The sequence below is a fragment of the Paracoccus albicereus genome, assembly GCF_024359525.1.
Classification (GTDB): domain Bacteria; phylum Pseudomonadota; class Alphaproteobacteria; order Rhodobacterales; family Rhodobacteraceae; genus Paracoccus; species Paracoccus albicereus.
Window position 1 is genome coordinate 374894 of sequence record NZ_JAKZEU010000002.1, and the last position, 16725, is coordinate 391618.

The 16725-nt window shown below is 66.1% G+C and carries 17 protein-coding genes and 1 tRNA gene; 12 read left to right on the forward strand and 6 right to left on the reverse strand.

Annotated elements, in window-relative coordinates:
* Positions 1 to 22 precede the first annotated feature (22 nt).
* Genes fabZ through lpxB form a run of 4 tightly spaced genes read left to right on the forward strand, consistent with a single transcriptional unit; the run spans position 23 to position 3234 of the window.
* Positions 23 to 502, forward strand: a complete 480-nt coding sequence (fabZ, locus tag MLD63_RS05400; RefSeq protein ID WP_255328869.1) for a 3-hydroxyacyl-ACP dehydratase FabZ — start codon at positions 23 to 25, stop codon at positions 500 to 502.
* On the forward strand, positions 495 to 1289 hold the full coding sequence (lpxA, locus tag MLD63_RS05405; protein WP_255328870.1) for an acyl-ACP--UDP-N-acetylglucosamine O-acyltransferase: 795 nt from the start codon (positions 495 to 497) through the stop codon (positions 1287 to 1289). Before fabZ ends, lpxA begins: the two co-directional genes overlap by 8 nt.
* Positions 1286 to 2059 (forward strand): LpxI family protein, encoded by a 774-nt coding sequence (locus MLD63_RS05410; RefSeq protein ID WP_255328871.1) that lies wholly within the window; start codon positions 1286 to 1288, stop codon positions 2057 to 2059. Before lpxA ends, MLD63_RS05410 begins: the two co-directional genes overlap by 4 nt.
* Positions 2056 to 3234 carry a lipid-A-disaccharide synthase gene (lpxB, locus tag MLD63_RS05415; protein ID WP_255328872.1) on the forward strand — a complete coding sequence of 393 codons (1179 nt, stop codon included), beginning with the start codon at positions 2056 to 2058 and terminating at the stop codon, positions 3232 to 3234. Before MLD63_RS05410 ends, lpxB begins: the two co-directional genes overlap by 4 nt.
* Before the next feature lie 44 nt (positions 3235 to 3278).
* Here the strand turns inward: lpxB and MLD63_RS05420 are convergent.
* Positions 3279 to 3352, reverse strand: a tRNA-Gly gene (locus MLD63_RS05420).
* Between the two features lie 80 nt (positions 3353 to 3432).
* On the opposite strand from MLD63_RS05420, the gene MLD63_RS05425 reads away from it, so the two are divergent.
* Positions 3433 to 4518, forward strand: a complete 1086-nt coding sequence (locus tag MLD63_RS05425) for an AbrB family transcriptional regulator (protein WP_255328873.1) — start codon at positions 3433 to 3435, stop codon at positions 4516 to 4518.
* 6 nt (positions 4519 to 4524) lie between these two features.
* On the opposite strand, the gene MLD63_RS05430 is transcribed toward MLD63_RS05425, so the two are convergent.
* The 4 genes from MLD63_RS05430 to MLD63_RS05445 all read right to left on the reverse strand — a co-directional run bounded on the left by MLD63_RS05430 (position 4525) and on the right by MLD63_RS05445 (position 8886).
* Positions 4525 to 4950 carry a DUF1489 family protein gene (locus tag MLD63_RS05430; RefSeq protein WP_255328874.1) on the reverse strand — a complete coding sequence of 142 codons (426 nt, stop codon included), beginning with the start codon at positions 4948 to 4950 and terminating at the stop codon, positions 4525 to 4527.
* Positions 4951 to 5004: 54 nt separating this feature from the next.
* Positions 5005 to 6816: a peptidoglycan -binding protein gene (locus tag MLD63_RS05435; protein ID WP_255328875.1), complete on the reverse strand. Its 1812-nt coding sequence runs from the start codon at positions 6814 to 6816 to the stop codon at positions 5005 to 5007.
* Position 6817: 1 nt separating this feature from the next.
* Positions 6818 to 8059, reverse strand: a complete 1242-nt coding sequence (locus tag MLD63_RS05440) for a biopolymer transporter ExbB (RefSeq protein ID WP_255329506.1) — start codon at positions 8057 to 8059, stop codon at positions 6818 to 6820.
* A gap of 257 nt (positions 8060 to 8316) precedes the next feature.
* Positions 8317 to 8886 (reverse strand): gamma-glutamylcyclotransferase, encoded by a 570-nt coding sequence (locus tag MLD63_RS05445; RefSeq protein ID WP_255328876.1) that lies wholly within the window; start codon positions 8884 to 8886, stop codon positions 8317 to 8319.
* Between the two features lie 91 nt (positions 8887 to 8977).
* Between MLD63_RS05445 and MLD63_RS05450 the strand changes: the two genes are divergently transcribed.
* The 5 genes from MLD63_RS05450 (at position 8978) to ispG (ending at position 13446) form a co-directional block, all read left to right on the forward strand.
* Positions 8978 to 10006 (forward strand): DUF2125 domain-containing protein, encoded by a 1029-nt coding sequence (locus MLD63_RS05450; RefSeq protein ID WP_255328877.1) that lies wholly within the window; start codon positions 8978 to 8980, stop codon positions 10004 to 10006.
* A gap of 71 nt (positions 10007 to 10077) precedes the next feature.
* The gene (locus MLD63_RS05455) at positions 10078 to 11370 is read left to right on the forward strand and encodes an adenylosuccinate synthase (protein WP_255328878.1); all 1293 of its coding nucleotides are present in this window, start codon (positions 10078 to 10080) and stop codon (positions 11368 to 11370) included.
* Positions 11371 to 11373: 3 nt separating this feature from the next.
* Positions 11374 to 11589 carry a DUF2842 domain-containing protein gene (locus MLD63_RS05460; protein ID WP_255328879.1) on the forward strand — a complete coding sequence of 72 codons (216 nt, stop codon included), beginning with the start codon at positions 11374 to 11376 and terminating at the stop codon, positions 11587 to 11589.
* Positions 11586 to 12245, forward strand: a complete 660-nt coding sequence (locus MLD63_RS05465) for a thiamine diphosphokinase (RefSeq protein WP_255328880.1) — start codon at positions 11586 to 11588, stop codon at positions 12243 to 12245. Before MLD63_RS05460 ends, MLD63_RS05465 begins: the two co-directional genes overlap by 4 nt.
* Positions 12246 to 12321: 76 nt before the next feature.
* Positions 12322 to 13446 (forward strand): flavodoxin-dependent (E)-4-hydroxy-3-methylbut-2-enyl-diphosphate synthase, encoded by a 1125-nt coding sequence (gene ispG / locus MLD63_RS05470; RefSeq protein WP_255328881.1) that lies wholly within the window; start codon positions 12322 to 12324, stop codon positions 13444 to 13446.
* Between the two features lie 4 nt (positions 13447 to 13450).
* Here the strand turns inward: ispG and MLD63_RS05475 are convergent, their stop codons facing one another.
* Positions 13451 to 14194: a DsbA family protein gene (locus MLD63_RS05475; protein ID WP_255328882.1), complete on the reverse strand. Its 744-nt coding sequence runs from the start codon at positions 14192 to 14194 to the stop codon at positions 13451 to 13453.
* Between the two features lie 136 nt (positions 14195 to 14330).
* Here MLD63_RS05475 and MLD63_RS05480 point away from each other — a divergent pair, with 136 nt between their 5' ends.
* Complete coding sequence (locus MLD63_RS05480; RefSeq protein ID WP_255328883.1) at positions 14331 to 15467, forward strand: pyridoxal phosphate-dependent aminotransferase; 1137 nt, start codon at positions 14331 to 14333, stop codon at positions 15465 to 15467.
* Complete coding sequence (locus tag MLD63_RS05485) at positions 15464 to 16708, forward strand: N-acetylmuramoyl-L-alanine amidase (RefSeq protein ID WP_255328884.1); 1245 nt, start codon at positions 15464 to 15466, stop codon at positions 16706 to 16708. Before MLD63_RS05480 ends, MLD63_RS05485 begins: the two co-directional genes overlap by 4 nt.
* Positions 16709 to 16725 lie beyond the last annotated feature (17 nt).

Genomic DNA, 16725 nt, shown 5'->3' on the forward strand with positions numbered 1-16725 from the left:
AACATGGTCGCAAGGAAGCCAGATGGCCGATACCCAGCCGGAATCCACCCCCGTCTCCGAGGCCGATCTGAGCCTCATCAAGCGGATCATCCCCCACCGCTACCCGTTCCTGCTGATCGACAAGGTGCGCGACATCGTGCCCTACGAGGGGGCCGTCGGGATCAAGAACGTCACCGCCAACGAGCCGCACTTTCAGGGACATTTCCCGGATATGCCGATCATGCCGGGCGTGACCATTGTCGAGGCGATGGCGCAGACCTCGGCCATCGTCGTCGGCGTGTCGCTGGGGATCATCGATCAGCCGCTGAACACGTTCTTCATGACCATCGACAACTGCAAGTTCCGTCGCATGGTCGTCCCCGGCGATGTGCTTGAGCTGCATTGCACGGTCAAGCGTCCGGGCGGTCGCGTCTGGAAGTTCGAAGGCAAGGCGCTGGTCGACGGCCAGCTGTGCTGCACGGCGGAATACGCGGCGATGATGGACCTGAAGGCCGATGGCTGAACCGAGGATTCACCCGAGCGCGGTGATCGAGAGCGGGGCGGAGATCGGGGCCGATTGCGAGATCGGCCCTTTCTGCGTCGTCGGTCCGCAGGTCAGGCTTGCGCCCCGGGTGATCCTGAAGTCCCACGTCGTCGTCACAGGTCACACGACGATCGGCGAAGAGACGGTGGTGTTTCCCTTTGCCACGATCGGCGAGATCCCGCAGGACCTGAAGTTCCGCGGCGAGGATGTCCGGCTGGAAATCGGCGCAAGAAACCGCATCCGCGAATACGTCACGATGAATCCGGGGACCGGGGGTGGCGGCGGCGTGACGCGCGTGGGCGACGACGGGCTTTACATGGCCGGCAGCCATGTCGCCCATGATTGCCAGATCGGCGACCGGGTGATCCTCGTCAACAACGCTTCGGTCGCGGGGCATTGCCATCTGGGCGACGACGTGATCGTCGGGGGGTTGTCGGGCGTCCATCAATGGGTGCGGATCGGACGCGGGGCGATGATCGGCGCCGTCACGATGGTGACCGCCGACGTGATCCCCTTCGGTCTTGTTCAGGGTCCGCGCGGGCATCTGGACGGGTTGAACCTGGTCGGACTGCGCAGGCGCGGCGCATCGCGAACGGAAATCGCCGGGCTGCGCGATCTGGTCGGCGCGCTTGGCAAGGGTTCGTTTCGCGAATCCGCCCGCGAACGCGCGGCCGAGCAGAGGCAGTTGACCGAAATGGAGCGTGAAGTGCTGGATTTCATCCTCGGCCCGTCCGACCGCTCGTTCCTGACGCCGCGGCCTGCATGACCCGGACAGCGATCATCGCAGGGCAGGGACGCCTTGCCCTCATCCTCGCCCACAGGATGCCCGACGCGCCGGTTTTCGCGCTGGAGGGTTTTGCGCCCGAGATGAAGGCAGGCAGCTTCCGGCTTGAACGGCTGATCCCGTTTCTGGACCATCTGGCCGAAATCGGCGTGACGCGCGTCCTCTTTGCCGGCGCTGTGCAACGCCCGAAGCTCGACCCCGAAGCCTTCGATCCGGCAACCGCGCAACTGGTGCCCCGGATGCTGACTGCGATCCGGTCGGGTGATGACGCGGCGCTGCGTGCGTTGCTGGACATCTTCGAGGAAAGCGGCCTTGGCGTCGTTGGTGTTCAGGATGTCGCACCCGACCTGATCCCCGCCATGGGTGTCCTTTGCGGCGAGCCGGATGCGCAGCACAAGACCGATGCCGCGCGCGCATCCGAGATCCTTGAAAGCACCGGGCCGCTCGATATCGGACAGGGGGTCGTTGTTGCGCGTGGTCTGTGTCTGGCGCTTGAAACGCTGCCGGGGACCGAAGCGATGCTGGACTTCGTGGCCCGCCACGGTTCGGGCGGCGGCGTATTCTACAAGGCGCCGAAGGCCGGGCAGGACCGGCGCGTCGACCTGCCCACGATCGGACCGGACACGATCGATCAGGCCGTCGCGGCGCGACTGGCCGGGATTGCCTGGCAGGCCGGTGGCGTCATCTTGCTGGATCGCGACGAGACGATTCGCCGCGCCGAGGCGGCCGGCCTGTTCCTGTGGGCGCGTTGAGGTTCTTCCTGATCGCCGGTGAGCCGTCTGGCGACGCGCTTGGCGCGGCGCTGATGAGCGGATTGAAAGAGTTGCGGCCGGACGCTGCCTTCGACGGGATCGGTGGCCCCGCGATGGAGGGCGAGGGCCTGCGCAGCCGCTTTCCGATGCAGGAACTGTCGCTGATGGGGCTGTGGGAGATCGCGCCCAAGTACCTCCACCTGAAGCGGCGGATCGCCGAGACCGCCAGGGCGGTGGCGGCCGCCGAGCCTGATGCACTGATCACCATCGACAGCCCCGATTTCTGCCTGCGGGTCGCTCGCGCCGCCCGCGCGATCAAGCCCAACCTGCGCACCATCCATTACGTCGCCCCATCAGTCTGGGCCTGGCGGCCCGGACGCGCGGCGAAGATGGCACAGGTGATCGATCACGTTCTGGCCCTTTTGCCTTTCGAGCCGCCGTTCATGGAGGCGGCGGGGATGACCTGCGATTTCGTCGGCCATCCCGTCGTGTCGATGCCGGTCGCGACCCCTTCGGAAGCACGGGCATTCCGGTCCGAGAACGGCATCGGCGATGCGCCGCTGGTCCTGTGTCTGCCCGGCTCGCGTCGCGGAGAGGTTGCGCGGCTTGGTCCACGCTTCGGCGCGACGCTTGACCGCGTCGCCAGAGAGATCCCTGACTTGCGCGTCGCCATCCCGACGGTCGCGCATGTTGCGGCCGATGTCTGCGCGATGGTCGCCAACTGGCCGACCAGTCCTATCGTCGTCGAGAACGCACAGGCGCGTCGCGGGGCTTTCGCGGCGGGCGACGCGGCGCTGGCGGCATCCGGCACCGTCAGCCTCGATCTGGCAGCGAACGATGTGCCGATGGTGATCGGCTACGACATGGCGCCGCTCAGCCGGATCATCATCGGCGCGATGGTGAAGACGCCGACGGTGACGTTGGTCAATTTGGTCAGCGAGACCCGCGCCGTGCCCGAATTCATTGCGCGTCGTTGCCGGCCCGACCTGATGGCGCCACCTTTACTTGAACTGTTGCAGGACGGCGCCGGACGCGCTGCACAGGTCGCTGCAATGAAGGTGACCATGGACCGGCTTGGCCGAAACGGCGAGCCACCTGGATTGCGCGCCGCGAAATCGGTTCTGGCTGCGATCGAAGAGCACCGAGAGATCGATCAATCTTTGATGCGCGGCTGATACACAGCGAATTTGCGCAATTTACTGATATTGCAGGGATAAGCTGGAGCGGGTGAAGGGAATCGAACCCTCGTATTCAGCTTGGGAAGCTGCTGCTCTACCATTGAGCTACACCCGCGTCGGAAATGGCCTATCCGATTGGCCTGTCAGGCGTCAAGGCTGGTTGCGCGCAGGCCGGGCGGGTGCATAAGAACCGTCATGCTGTTTCCCCGAATCCGATTGCCGCAGGGCTTTCACAATCCGACCATCGCGCTGACCCTGACGCTTGCCGGATTGGGTGGCGCCGTGGCTCATCGGCTGAACCTTCCGCTGGGCTGGCTGATGGGGTCGCTGTTGACCGTCGCCGCCCTGGCGCTGTCGGGATGGCGGCCGATGGGTCATCCTGTTCAGGTCTGGCCGATGCTGCGGACCTTCTTCGTGCCGGTGATCGGCGTCGCCATCGGCGCGAACTTCACCCCTGCGATCCTGCGTGAGATCCCGGAATGGTGGACGTCGCTGCTGGCGCTGGTCCTGTTTGTGCCCGCCGTTCATTTCCTCTGCTTTCGACTCACCGAAAAGGTCGGCTCTCTGGACCGCGTGACGGCCTTTTTCGGGACATTGCCGGGCGGTCTGATCGAGGCGGTCGAAATGGGGGCGGAGCGCGGCGCCGACATCCGTATCCTGACCGTCCTACAATTCCTGCGCCTGATCCTGGTGATCGTCTTCGTGCCTTTGGGTTTCACGCTGCTGACCGGACATGCCGTCGGCTCGGCCGGTGGGGCGGTAATGGGCGGGGGCGGCGCGCACGGGCCGGGTCAGTTGTTGATCCTGCTTCTGGCCGGACTCGTCGGAACGCTGGCCGCGCTGAGGCTGTCCTTTCCCGCACCATGGATCACCGGGCCGATCCTGTTGTCCGGCGCGCTTCATCTGACCGGCGTGGTTGAGGGTGCGCCACCAAGTTGGCTGATCGCGGCCACGCAGGTCGTGATCGGAACGGCGCTTGGCGTCCGCTTCGCGGGCATGTCGCGACAGGATCTATGGGCGGGCTTCCGGTTATCCGTGATGAATACCGGCCTGGTGCTGGTGCTGGCGGCCGCTGTCGCAGCGGCCCTGTCGGCGACGGTCGAATTGCCTCCACAGGCCGTCTTTTTGGCCTTCGCGCCAGGCGGGCTGGCAGAGATGTCGCTGATCGCGCTGTCGCTGAACATGGGGGTCGTCTATGTCAGCGCACATCACGTTGTCCGGATCTTGCTGTCGGTGATGATGGCCCGCTTCATGGCTCGGCGGCTTCTGCCGCGCGATTGAACCGGACTAGATCAGCCCCATTTCGGCCAGTTGCGCCGCGACCTTGGCGGGCAGAGGCTCTTCGCGTTCGCGACCCTTTGGCAGGTCCAGCGGCGCCTCGTCTCCCTTGAGATAACGCCAGCCCTGAAACGGGCGGCGCGGTACGGCGGTGGTGCGGATCAGGTCGCGGTCAAGGATCAGTGCGCAGCGGCGAATACCGTCGTCGCCCATACGCTCGTCCAGGCGCAGGATGCGCTGCCGCGCCATCATCACACCCTTGAAGACCCAATAGATCGAGCCGCCATCCAGCAACTCGCCTTCGCGTTTAGGCCACATCCGGGTGATGTGCCGGGCCGGGTCGGCACCGAAGCGCTGCGCCTGAACGGCCGCAAGCTCGTCCGGCGAATCGCAGCCGACGCAAAGCTTCATCATGTTGAGGGGTGCAGGCGCCATGACCGATATCTAGTTTCGGGATGGGGCCAAGACAACGGTAAGCGGCGGCCAAATCTAGCGTTCGGTCAGCTTCAGTTCGATCCGGCGGTTCTTTGCCCGCGCCTCGGGCGTGTCGGCGGGATCGACCGGGCGCGTGTCGGCAAAGCCCGTGGCCGCGACCCGCGCGCGAGGGAAGTCCAGATCATCGATCATGTAGCGGACCACTGCCAGCGCACGGGCCTGGCTAAGCTCCCAGTTGTCGCGATAGCGGCCGGTCCCGGACAACGGCACGTCGTCGGTGTGACCGTCGACACGGATGATCCAGTCGATATCATCCGGGATGTCCGAAGCAATACCGGACAGCATGTCCGCGACGCTGGCGATCTGGCTGCGTCCGGCATCGGACAGGCTGGCCTCGCCCGGCTGGAACAACACTTCGCTGTCGAAGACAAAACGGTCGCCGACGACCTGAACGCCTTGGCGACCCTGAAGGATCTGCGACAGGCGACCGAAGAATTCGGAACGGTAGCGCGCCAGATCGCGGGCCTCTGCCTCGGCGGCGCCACGGGCTTCCTCTTCGAGGGCAAGCCTGCGCTGGCGTTCCTCGGCCGTGCGCAGCAGCGCGGCGTTCAGCTGTTGGCCCAGTTCGGCGACCTTCAGTTCGGCCTCCTGCTGTTCGTCGCCCGCCGTCTCAAGCACCGCCTGCAACGATCCCAGCTGCGCCGTCAGCGAGGCGACCTGTTCGTTCAGCAGCGCGACCCGGCGCTGGCTGGCCGCCGACATCTCCTCCTGCTGGGCCAATTCTTCGCGCGCGGTCGCGAGCAGGGCAGCATCCCGTTGCGCTTCGGTGGCGCGCTCGGTCGTGGCGGTTTCGGCTTCGGCGCGAAGATCGTCCCGCGCGCTTTCGGCCGCAGCCAGCAAGGTCAGCGTCTCCTCGGCTTTCCTGCGGCTTTCCTCCAGCGCCAGCGTCATCGCGGTCAGTTCGCTGTCGGCTTTTTCAAGCCGTTCGCGCAGCGCCCTTGCTGCCTCGGCCTCGGTCAATCGCGCCGCTTCCGCTTCAGAAAGTGCGGCTTGCGCGTCGGTCAATCGTCCTTCGGTCGCGGCCAGCGCCTCCTGTGCCTCGGCAGCCTGCGCGGCCAGGGCTCGCTGATCGGCGGCGGCGCCCGAGCCTTGGGCACGCAGGTCGGCGATCAGGGCCTGCAGCGCCTCGCGCCGGGCCGCCGCGAGACGCGCGGCTTCCGCCTGCGCATCGATCTCGGCGCGCGCCGAGGCGACGGCGAGCTCCGCGGCCGAGGCGCGATCCTCTGCCGCGTCGAGCCGGGCCTGTGTGTCGGCAAGCGTCGTTGCCGCGGCCGACCTGTCATCCTCTCGCGCCGCCAGCAGCGCCGCCACCTCGGCCTCGAAATCCGTCAGCCGGGAACGCGCTTCGCTCAGTTCCTGATTGCGCGCGGCAAGCTGGGACTGGCTGGCTTCCAGATCCTGGTTCATCCGCGCGATCCGCGCGGCACGGTCCCGTGCTTCCTGTTCGGCGGTGGCGAGGTTCTGGTCCAGTTCATCCGCCCGCGCGCGTTCGGACGTCAGGTCGGCCTCCAGCCTCGTCTCGCGATCTTCCGAAGCGGTCAGCGCCGCGCTCAGGCTTGCCACCTGATCGCCAAGCCGGGACAGCCGTGCCTCTTGCGTCTCGATCGCGGTGGCCTGCGCGGCGATCTGTTCGGTCTGAGTCGCGATCGTCGTGTCCTGATCGGTGATCTGGTCGCGAAGCACCGATTGCATGATGGTAAAGATTGTCAGAACGAAAGTCAGAACCAGCAGAAGTGTCGTCATCGCGTCGACGAAACCCGGCCAGATGTTGGTCGCGAACCGGTTGCTGCCTCGGTTCAGTGCCATCTCAGCGGCCGCCGTTCTTGGGATGACCCTCGGGGTTGTCCAGCAGGTCATCGCGGAACGGATCGCCGAAACGATGCGCCCGCACGGCGCGAGTCAGAACCAAGATATCCGCGCGCAGATCGGCCAACATCTCCGCACGCCCATCGTTCAGATCTGTGGCGATGCGGTTCAGCGCGCTCTCGATCCCGGCAAGGTCCGTGGCACGGTTAGGCGCCGCAGCCGATTGGTCCTCGGCCAGGCGCAGCATCCGGTCCTGCCCCATAACGACGCGTTCCTGCCCGTCAGCCATGCGGTTGATCGCCTGGGTCAGACCGACCGCGCGCGCCACCGTCGCCTCGCGTTCCGATTCGACCTGACGCGCCAGCGCCTCGATCGCCTCTGCCATGACCACGACACGTTCGTCCGCCATCGCCGCCGCCTCGTCGCGCAAGGCGTCCCGCTCGGCGTGAAACAACTGCAACCGCTCCATCTGCGTCGCCAGATGCTCGATGAAGCCACCCATCGCCGCCTGATCCATACCGTCGCCATCCGACGCGGCAAGGCTGACGCGGGTGAAGCCCGACATCCATTCTTCCAGTTCGCGATAGAAGCGGTTCTGGCCGTGGGTCGCGAACAGTTCCAGCAGGCCCACGACGAGCGAACCGGCAAGTCCCAGAAGCGAGGATGAGAACGCGGTGGACATGCCGCCCAATTGCGTCTCCAACCCGGTCATCATCCGGCTGAAGACCTCGATCCCGCTTTCGCCTTCGGTCGGCGCAAGGGCGCGGATCGTCTCGACCACGGCAGGGATGGTGGTCGCAAGACCGTAGAAGGTCCCCAGAAGGCCAAGGAAGATCAGCAGATTGGCCAGATAGCGCGTGATGTCGCGCAATTCCTCGATCCGGGTGGCGACGGATTCCAGGATGGATCGGGCCGACCCGGTCGAAATGACGCCGCCGACGGGACCGCGTGCGCCCAGCATCGCGGCAAGTGGTGCCAGAAGGCGCGGGGCGGTGTCGCCATCCGCTTCGCTTCGTGCCGCGACGCCCTTTTCGGCGGCGGCACGCCTGCGCGCGGCGAAACGCTCGATCCAGCTGACCGAATTGATTAGCTGCCAGACCTGCCAGAAGCAGGCCAGAACGCCCAGCACGAAGACGGCGAGGATCAGTCCGTTCAGCCAGCGGTTGGCCAGAAAGATCGGCAGGATGCGTCCGTAGGCCAGCCAGCCGCCCGCGACGACCAGGGCCAGCACAACCAGCATCATCACGACCTGCCGCACCGGCTGCGTGAAGCGCGGCTGCTCGGCGATCGCGGCGCTGGCAGCGCGCGCGGCGACGATGCGGGGCGGCCGCTTGGTCCGTGTTGCCGGATCGGCCGGGCCGTGGGGCCGCGCGGCGCCCATCTCGTCGTTCGGGGGATCGGTCGGCGTGCTCAAGCGATGGGTCCCTCCGCTCCTGCGAACCATTCACGGCGAAGTGTAGGAGGGCGGCGCATCCTTGCCAAGCGCAGCCTTCGTCGGGATCAGCCCTGCCGGGTCCCGGTCGCGGCGCCGGCGTCGCCCAGAAGGCGCCGCACATCGTCCGACAAGCCGTCCATCACGCGGTCGGCCACGCCGATCTGCGCCAGATGTCGTGCCGTGTTGAACAGATATTCCGCGTTGGCGCCGCGCAATCCATGCGCGCGAGAGATGATGTCGGCCTGTTCCTTCGCGCACAGACGGCCTGCGTATTGATCGTGGTCGCGCCGCATCACGTAGGTCAGCGCCGAAACGCTGCGTCCGTCCGACAGAGCGACATCCACGATCGTTTCGACATAAGCGTTGTGCGTCATTTCACGGTCCAGAAGATAGGCGCGAACCTCATCGTGCTGGCCATCCGGGATCCGCAGCGCCAGACCGGTGCAATGGGCGTCCGGTTCGGCATCCAGCGCGAGGACCAGGCCCGGGGTCTCGGGCGTGCCGCGATACTGGATCGACCGCATGCAGAAGCTGCGCGAGTAACCGTCCAGACGCGCCACGACCGTCTCGGCAGGGTCGAAGCCGGGATCCCACATCAGGGAGCCGTATCCGAATACCCAGGAAACCGTCTGCATGCCTTCGCCCTTTCGCACGCCTCCAAATTACGCCAGCATGTCCGCCGTTCCAAGGGCTGCGGGGCTGACTTTCTTGCGAAGACTTCTGTCTGTGCTGATTATTCTTGCGATCCTCGTGGTCGCTGCCTGGCTCGGTGGCGAAACCTGGCTGGCGCGCCAGATCGCGCGCGGGGTCGAGGATGATCCATCAGTGGCTGCTGCGGAAGTCACGCCGCTGCGCGAGCCGTCGCGCTTCGGCGTCAGAGTCGAAAAGCCGCTGATCGAAGGGCAGGGTGGGGAGCTGACGCTCGGGTCGATCGACCTTTGGGCGGCGCCATGGCGTCCGCAGAAGATATGGGCACGGCCTTCGACCGAGGCCGAGATCACGCTTCCGGAGCGTGTGGTCGAGGTGGAACTGCCCGATGCCAAGGGTTACGTCCACTACGCACCGCTAAGCGGCTTCGCGCTGCACGACGCTTCGATCTCCCTCACCAGCCTGTCGCTCGATGGTCAGCCGGCGCTTGGTCCTGCTTCGATCCGCGCCGAGCTGAGCTCGCGAGGCGCCGGGGCGCCGCGCGGCGCCATGGCCGCCTACGACATAACCATGGAGATTGCTAACGCGCAGCCCGCAGCACTGACGATGCTCGGTCTTGCGGTGCCGCCGATCCTGACGCAGGCCGTCTCGGCCGAGGGTAAGGCGCGTCTCTATTTGACAGATGCACCCGCACGCGGGTTCTGGCTTGGTGATGAGGCGACCCGGCAACCTGTCGCGCCCGTGGCCGTGCAAAGCCAGGGGCTCACGCTGCGCTTCGGGGAACTTCAGGCGATCCTGCGCGGCGACCTGCGGTCCGGACCGACCGGTCTGACCGATGGCACGCTGCTGATAGACACCTCCGATGCCGAGGGTTTTCTGGGAACCGCCGCGGATGCCGGCTTGATACCGCCGATGGCGGTGGGGCTGGCTGGCGGCGTGCTGAACGGGCTGGCAAGCGCGGCTGAAGCCGATGAGGGCGATCCGCCTGTGCCCGACGGCGCGATCCGGCTTCGTATCGACTTTGCGGATGGTGAGACCAGGCTTGCCGGGCAGGTGCTGGGTCCGGCCCCCGCATTTCCGGGCGCTGTCGCGGTCCTACCGCGCTGACCCTTTATCCCCGCCACCGCTTCGGCTAGACGGACGGCCGGCATGTCACGCACCAGAAGAAGGAAGTCAGGATGGCCAATGTCGTGGTGGTCGGCGCGCAATGGGGCGACGAGGGCAAGGGCAAGATCGTCGACTGGCTGAGCGAGCGCGCCGACGTGATTGCGCGGTTTCAGGGCGGCCACAATGCGGGCCATACGCTGGTCATCGGTGGCGAGGTCTTCAAGCTGAATGCGCTGCCTTCGGGCGTGGTGCGCGGCGGCAAGCTGTCCGTCATCGGCAACGGTGTCGTGCTGGACCCCTGGCATCTGGTCAAGGAGATCGCGGCGATCCGCGAACAGGGTGTCGAGATCACGCCCGAAACGCTGATGGTGGCGGAAAACACGCCGCTGATCCTGCCTTTCCACGGTGAACTGGACCGCGCGCGCGAGGCGCAGAATTCCGTCGCGCGGATCGGCACCACCGGTCGCGGCATCGGTCCCTGCTACGAGGACAAGGTCGGGCGTCGGGTGATCCGCGTCGCCGATCTGGGCGACAACGACACGCTCGAGCTTCGCGTCGATCGCGCACTTGTCCATCACAACGCGCTTCGCGCGGGACTGGGCCTCGACCCGATCAATCGCGATGCCTTGCTGGAAAGCCTGCGCGCCATCGCGCCGGAGATCCTGCAATACGCGGCCCCCGTCTGGAAGGCCATGAACGAGGCGCGGCGCGCGGGAAAGCGCATCCTGTTCGAGGGCGCGCAGGGCAGCCTGCTTGACGCCGATTTCGGCACCTACCCCTATGTCACCTCATCGAATGTGATCGCGGGGCAAGCAGCGACCGGCACCGGTATGGGACCGGGTGCGATCGACTTCGTCCTGGGGATCGTGAAGGCCTACACCACACGTGTGGGCGAAGGGCCGTTCCCGACCGAGCTGCATGATGACGACGGCCAGAGGCTGGGCGAACGCGGCCGCGAATTCGGCACCGTCACCGGGCGCAAGCGCCGCTGCGGCTGGTTCGACGCGGTGCTGGTGCGGCAAACCTGCGCGATTTCCGGCGTGAACGGCATTGCGCTGACCAAGCTCGACGTGCTGGACGGGTTCGAGACCCTGCGTATCTGCACAGGCTATGAAATCGACGGCGAGACCTACGATTATCTGCCGACCGCCGCAGCCGTGCAGGCCAAGGTCCGCCCTGTCTATGAAGAAATGCCGGGCTGGCAGGAATCGACCGCCGGCGCACGAAGCTGGGCCGATCTGCCCGCCGAGGCGATCAAATATGTCCGCCGGATCGAAGAGTTGATCCAATGCCCGGTCGCGATGCTCTCGACCAGTCCGGAGCGCGACGATACGATCCTGGTCACCGATCCGTTCGAGGACTAGGCGATGGACCTCAAGACCCGCAAGCGCCTGTCGCTGATCATCCTGGTTCTGGGCCTGCCGGGATACGTCGTCATCGCCTGGATGCTTCTGGCCTGGCTTGGCGACCGCTTCGGCCGATTGTCCTGGTGGGCGGAACTGTTGGTGATCGTCGTTCTTGGCGTGATCTGGATCCTGCCCTTCAAGCGGGTTTTTACCGGCGTCGGCAAGGACGAGGGGTGAGCGAGCCGGTCCTGCGGACGCAGGGCGGAGTCACGCTGATCGGCGGTGGATCGGTGACCCGCGAAGATCTGGCGGAAGCGCTGGCGATCGCGCCGCATCTTGTCGCGGCCGACAGCGGCGCCGATCAGGCCTTGGCGATGGGGTATCGTCCCGAAGCGGTCATCGGCGATTTCGACTCGCTCGGCAATGATACGCGCGGGGCCTTGCCGGGCGATGCGCTCCATCACGTCGCCGAACAGGACAGCACCGATTTCCAGAAATGCCTCTCGCGGATTAGGGCACGCTTCGTGCTGGCGGTGGGCTTTGATGGACGCCGGCTGGACCATACGCTGGCCGCGCTGAACGTGATGGTGCGGATGCCAGCCCCGACGACGATCATGCTGGCGGCCGAGGATGTGGTCTTCGTTTGTCCCCCCACGCTGGCGCTGGATCTGCCGGACGGGACGCGCTTTTCGCTGTTTCCGATGGGGCAGGCACAAGGCACCAGCGAGGGGTTGGAATGGCCGATCGCGGGGATCTCCTTCGCGCCGTCGGGCCCGGGGGGCACATCCAATCGTGTGACCGGCCCGGTCCGGCTGACGATGGAGGGGCCGATGCTGGTCATGGTTCCGCGCGAGACGCTTCGCCACGTGCTGGTCGGTCTGCGCCTCTGGTGACGATCACGCCATCGCGCGTGCGGTTGTCCCGCGTCGGCCGATGGCGTATCTGCTGGCGTGAACCCCGGAGGTCCCGATGACCCACAATCCCATCCGTCCCTGGCGCAATATCGAACGGCGCAAATCGCGCCAGATCATGGTCGGCAATGTGCCGGTCGGGGGCGACGCCCCGATCTCGGTCCAGACGATGACCAACACCGACGGCCACGACGTCAAGGCGACGCTGGCACAGGTGATCGCAGCGGCTGATGCCGGCGCCGACATCGTGCGCATCAGTGCGCCGGATCAGGACACGACGCGCGCACTGCGCGAGATCTGCCGCGAAAGCCCGGTCCCGATCGTCGCCGACATTCATTTCCACTACAAGCGCGCGATCGAGGCGGCCGAAGCGGGCGCCGCCTGCCTGCGCATCAATCCCGGCAATATCGGCGACGCTGCGCGCGTCCGCGAAGTCATCAAGGCCGCGAAGGACCATGGCTGTTCCATCCGGATCGGCGTGAATGCCGGCTCGCTGGAGCGTCACCTGCTGGAAAAGTATGGCGAGCCGTGCCCCGATGCGATGGTCGAAAGCGGCCTCGACCACATCAAGATCCTGGAAGACAACGACTTCCACGAATTCAAAATTAGCGTGAAGGCGAGCGACGTGTTCCTTGCCGCGGCCGCCTATCAGCAACTGGCCGATGCGACGGACGCGCCGATCCATCTGGGCATCACCGAAGCCGGCGGCTTCGTCGGCGGCACGGTGAAATCGGCGATCGGTCTGGGCAACCTGCTCTGGTCGGGCATCGGCGACACGATCCGCGTGTCCTTGTCGGCCGACCCGGTGCAAGAGGTCAAGGTCGGGTTCGAGATCCTGAAGTCACTGGGCCTGCGCACGCGCGGAGTGCAGATCATCTCCTGCCCATCCTGCGCCCGGCAGGGTTTCGACGTCATCAAGACGGTCGAGGTTCTGGAAGAACGGCTGGAACACATCAAGACGCCGATGTCGCTGTCGATCATCGGCTGCGTCGTGAATGGCCCCGGCGAGGCGCTGATGACCGATATCGGCTTCACCGGTGGCGGCGCAGGTGCGGGCATGGTCTATCTGGCCGGCCGGCAGTCCCACAAGATGACCAACGACCAGATGATCGATCACATCGTCGGACTGGTCGAGGAACGCGCCGCGAAACTGGAAGCCGAAGCGATCGAGGCGGCAGAATAGGGCGTCAGCCCTCCTGCCGCGCGCGGATTTCGTTCACGGTCGCGGTCAGACCCGCCTGCGGAACGCCGCGCAGCAATTCGTCGCCGACGACGAAGGTCGGCGTGCCCTGAATTGCCATTTTCTCGGCCAACTGATGGTTCTTGCGAAGCACCTCACTGACCGCTTCGGTGTTCATCGCCGCGACCACTGCCTCTGCATCGACACCGATATCAACCGCGATGGCCTTCAGATTTTCCAGTGTCGCGGGTTCGCGCAGTGTGATCAGCGCGTCGTGGGCCTTCATGTAGGCCTCGTCGCCCGCTTCCTGCTTGACCGCCACTGCAAACCGCGCCGAACTGTCGCTGTCCTGTCCCAGGATCGGAAATTCCTTCATCACCAGACGGATGTTGCCGTCAGCCTCGACCAGATCGTGGACCTCCTGGTTGAAGCGTCGGCAGACCCCGCAGCGATAGTCGATGAACTCGACCACGGTCAGGTCGCCGTCCGGATTGCCACCGACCCAACTGTGATCGTCAGAGAAGATCTCGTCCTGGAACTGGCTGACCAGAAGCTTGTCGTTCTCGGCCGCGTTCTCGGCGTTGCGCGATTCCAGAACGCCGATCGACTCGATCAGCACCTCGGGATTGGCCATCAGGTATTCCCGCACCGCCTCGCCAAAGGCAGCCTTCTCGTCATCGGACATCGCGTCGATATCAAAGGCCATCGCCGGAGCGGCGCTGAGCAGAAGGGCGGCGATCAGGGCTTTCATCAGGCATCCTTTCGTGGTCGCCGCGCAGCTTAGCGGCGCGGGTCGCGATGGCAAGGACACGGCTGCGTGATTGGCGCAAAACGGTGGAGCCTGCCCTGCGCCCTTGCTAGACAGGAAAAAAAACGAAGGGCAGCAGATGCGGCAATCGAGGCGCGGGCAGGTCGACCCGTTCATCGTCATGGACGTGATGGAGGCTGCGGCGAAAGCCGAGGCCGGCGGTCGTCATATCATCCACATGGAGGTCGGTCAGCCCGGCACCCCGGCGCCAGAGGGCGCGCGCCGTGCGCTGGCCCGCGCATTGGAACAGCCGCTTGGCTACACTGTCGCACTTGGCATGCCGCGGCTGCGGCAAGGGATCGCGGGGCTTTACCGGCGCTGGTACGGCGTCGATCTAGACCCGGCACGGGTCGTGGTGACGACCGGTTCGTCCGGCGCATTCATTCTGGCCTTTTCGGCGCTGTTCGATGCGGGCGACAAGGTCGCGATCGGGGCGCCGGGCTATCCGAGCTACCGTCAGATCATGCGCGCGATGTCGTTGGAACCCGTGACGATCGAGACGCGCCCGGAAGATCGCTACCAGCCGCGTCCCGACGCGATTCCCGACGACGTCCACGGAATGATGCTCGCCTCACCCGGCAATCCGTCCGGCACGATGCTGTCGCTCGACGCACTCCGCGCCCTGCTGGATCGAGCGGCTGACAAGGGCGTGTCGGTGATTTCGGACGAGATCTATCACGGCCTCAGCTATGGTGAGCGGGCCCATTCCGCGCTGGAAGTCAGTGACGACGTCTTCGTCATCAATTCCTTCAGCAAGTACTTTTCCATGACCGGGTGGCGGATCGGATGGATGGTCGTTCCTGAAAGCCATCTGCGCACGGTCGAGCGGCTGGCGCAGAACTTCTTCATCTGCCCACCCCATGCGAGCCAGGTCGCCGCGCTTGCCGCGCTGGACTGCGAGGATGAGGCTCAGGCCAACCTGGCGGTCTATGCGAAAAACCGCGCCTTGATGCTGGAAGGATTGCCCAAAGCAGGCTTCACCAGGATCGCGCCGCCGGACGGGGCCTTCTACGTCTATGCCGACGTCTCGGACCTCACCGACGACAGCGCGGCCTTCGCCGCCGAGATCCTCGACAAGGCCGGCGTCGCGGTAACGCCGGGCCTCGATTTCGACGCCGCGCGCGGCGGCCGTACGCTGCGTTTTTCCTACGCCCGCGCAACCGAAGACATCGCCGAGGGATTGCGGCGTCTACAGGACTTCATGGCCGGGCGATGAGACCGGGACTGATCGCGGCGCTGCTTGGGCTGATCCTGCTGCTGTCGGCTGCGGCTCGGGCGGATGCACCAGCCGCGCAGATCGACATGGGCGGTTCTGCCATCGTGATGGGCGCTTCGCCCAACCCTGTCGCGCGACTGGTCGGTCGCGATGTTGCCCGCCCCTTCACATTGCGTCTGTCGGTCAGCCGTCCGATCCCTTACCGGGTCTTTCTTCTGGACGGACCGCCCCGGCTTGTCGTGGACCTCGACGGGCTCGATCTTGGCGGGCATCCGGCAAGCACGCTGTTCGGCGCCGACCATCTTCCGGGCTTTCGCTGGGGGCGGATGCGCAACGGCTGGACGCGCATCGTGGCCGAACTGCCCGGTCCCTACCGCGTCGATCGTGCCAGCCTGCGCGCGGCCGCTGCCCGTCCGCTGATCGAGATCGCGCTTGAGCCCGTCGCGCCCGAAGCCTTCGCACCCCGCATCGGTGCGGCTGGCGACGCGCTGCGCGATCTGCCTGCGCCAGCCGACACGCCCGAGCCGCCGCCCGATGATCGCCGCCTTCGGGTCGTGCTTGATCCAGGCCATGGTGGAATCGACCCTGGTGCGATTTCGGACGGTCAGACCGAGGCCGATCTGGTGCTGGAGTTTGCGCAGGGCCTCGCCTCGGCCCTGCGCGCGCGTGGCATCGATGTCAGCCTGACCCGCGAGGACGACAGTTTCGTCGGGTTGGAGGCGCGAATGACGGCGGCGCGGCAAGCAGGCGCGGACCTGTTCGTCTCGTTGCATGCCGACGCGCTGCCGGTCGGGCAGGCGGCCGGCGCCGCCGTCTATATCTGGAGCGGGACGGACGACGACTCCGCAGCGCGGCAACTGGCGCTGCGCCATGACCGCGACGATCTTCTGAGCGGGATCGACCTTGGCGGACGCGATGATGCGCTGGCGACGGCCCTGATGGGGGTTGCGCGGACCGACACCCAACCGCGGTCCAAGAACTTTGCCAAGTTTCTGACCTCCCGCATGGCGCTGGAAGGGATCGTGATGCACCGCCGCCCGGTCCAAGGCGCCCGTTTTTCGGTCCTGAAGGCGCCCGATTTCCCGTCGGTCCTGCTGGAGCTGGGGTTTCTGACCGACAGCGGCGACCGGGCGCGGCTGACCGATCCGGGCTGGCGCGCGCGGATGACCCGAACGATCGCCGACGCCATCGCCGCTTGGGCCAACGACGATTCTGCACGTCGCGCCCTTCTGCGGCGCTGAGGCGCCGAATTCCCGCA

Bases quoted from the DNA above. Each gene is read 5' to 3' on its own strand.
- MLD63_RS05430 (WP_255328874.1), bottom strand. From the start codon at position 4,950: ATGGCGCCTGCACCCCTCAACATGATGAAGCTTTGCGTCGGCTGCGAT.
- lpxA (WP_255328870.1), top strand. From the start codon at position 495: ATGGCTGAACCGAGGATTCACCCGAGCGCGGTGATCGAGAGCGGGGCG.
- MLD63_RS05435 (WP_255328875.1), bottom strand. From the start codon at position 6,816: ATGGCACTGAACCGAGGCAGCAACCGGTTCGCGACCAACATCTGGCCG.
- MLD63_RS05485 (WP_255328884.1), top strand. From the start codon at position 15,464: ATGAGACCGGGACTGATCGCGGCGCTGCTTGGGCTGATCCTGCTGCTG.
- fabZ (WP_255328869.1), top strand. From the start codon at position 23: ATGGCCGATACCCAGCCGGAATCCACCCCCGTCTCCGAGGCCGATCTG.
- MLD63_RS05410 (WP_255328871.1), top strand. From the start codon at position 1,286: ATGACCCGGACAGCGATCATCGCAGGGCAGGGACGCCTTGCCCTCATC.
- MLD63_RS05455 (WP_255328878.1), top strand. From the start codon at position 10,078: ATGGCCAATGTCGTGGTGGTCGGCGCGCAATGGGGCGACGAGGGCAAG.
- MLD63_RS05480 (WP_255328883.1), top strand. From the start codon at position 14,331: ATGCGGCAATCGAGGCGCGGGCAGGTCGACCCGTTCATCGTCATGGAC.
- MLD63_RS05460 (WP_255328879.1), top strand. From the start codon at position 11,374: ATGGACCTCAAGACCCGCAAGCGCCTGTCGCTGATCATCCTGGTTCTG.
- MLD63_RS05425 (WP_255328873.1), top strand. From the start codon at position 3,433: ATGCTGTTTCCCCGAATCCGATTGCCGCAGGGCTTTCACAATCCGACC.
- ispG (WP_255328881.1), top strand. From the start codon at position 12,322: ATGACCCACAATCCCATCCGTCCCTGGCGCAATATCGAACGGCGCAAA.
- MLD63_RS05475 (WP_255328882.1), bottom strand. From the start codon at position 14,194: ATGAAAGCCCTGATCGCCGCCCTTCTGCTCAGCGCCGCTCCGGCGATG.
- MLD63_RS05440 (WP_255329506.1), bottom strand. From the start codon at position 8,059: ATGATGCTGGTTGTGCTGGCCCTGGTCGTCGCGGGCGGCTGGCTGGCC.
- MLD63_RS05445 (WP_255328876.1), bottom strand. From the start codon at position 8,886: ATGCAGACGGTTTCCTGGGTATTCGGATACGGCTCCCTGATGTGGGAT.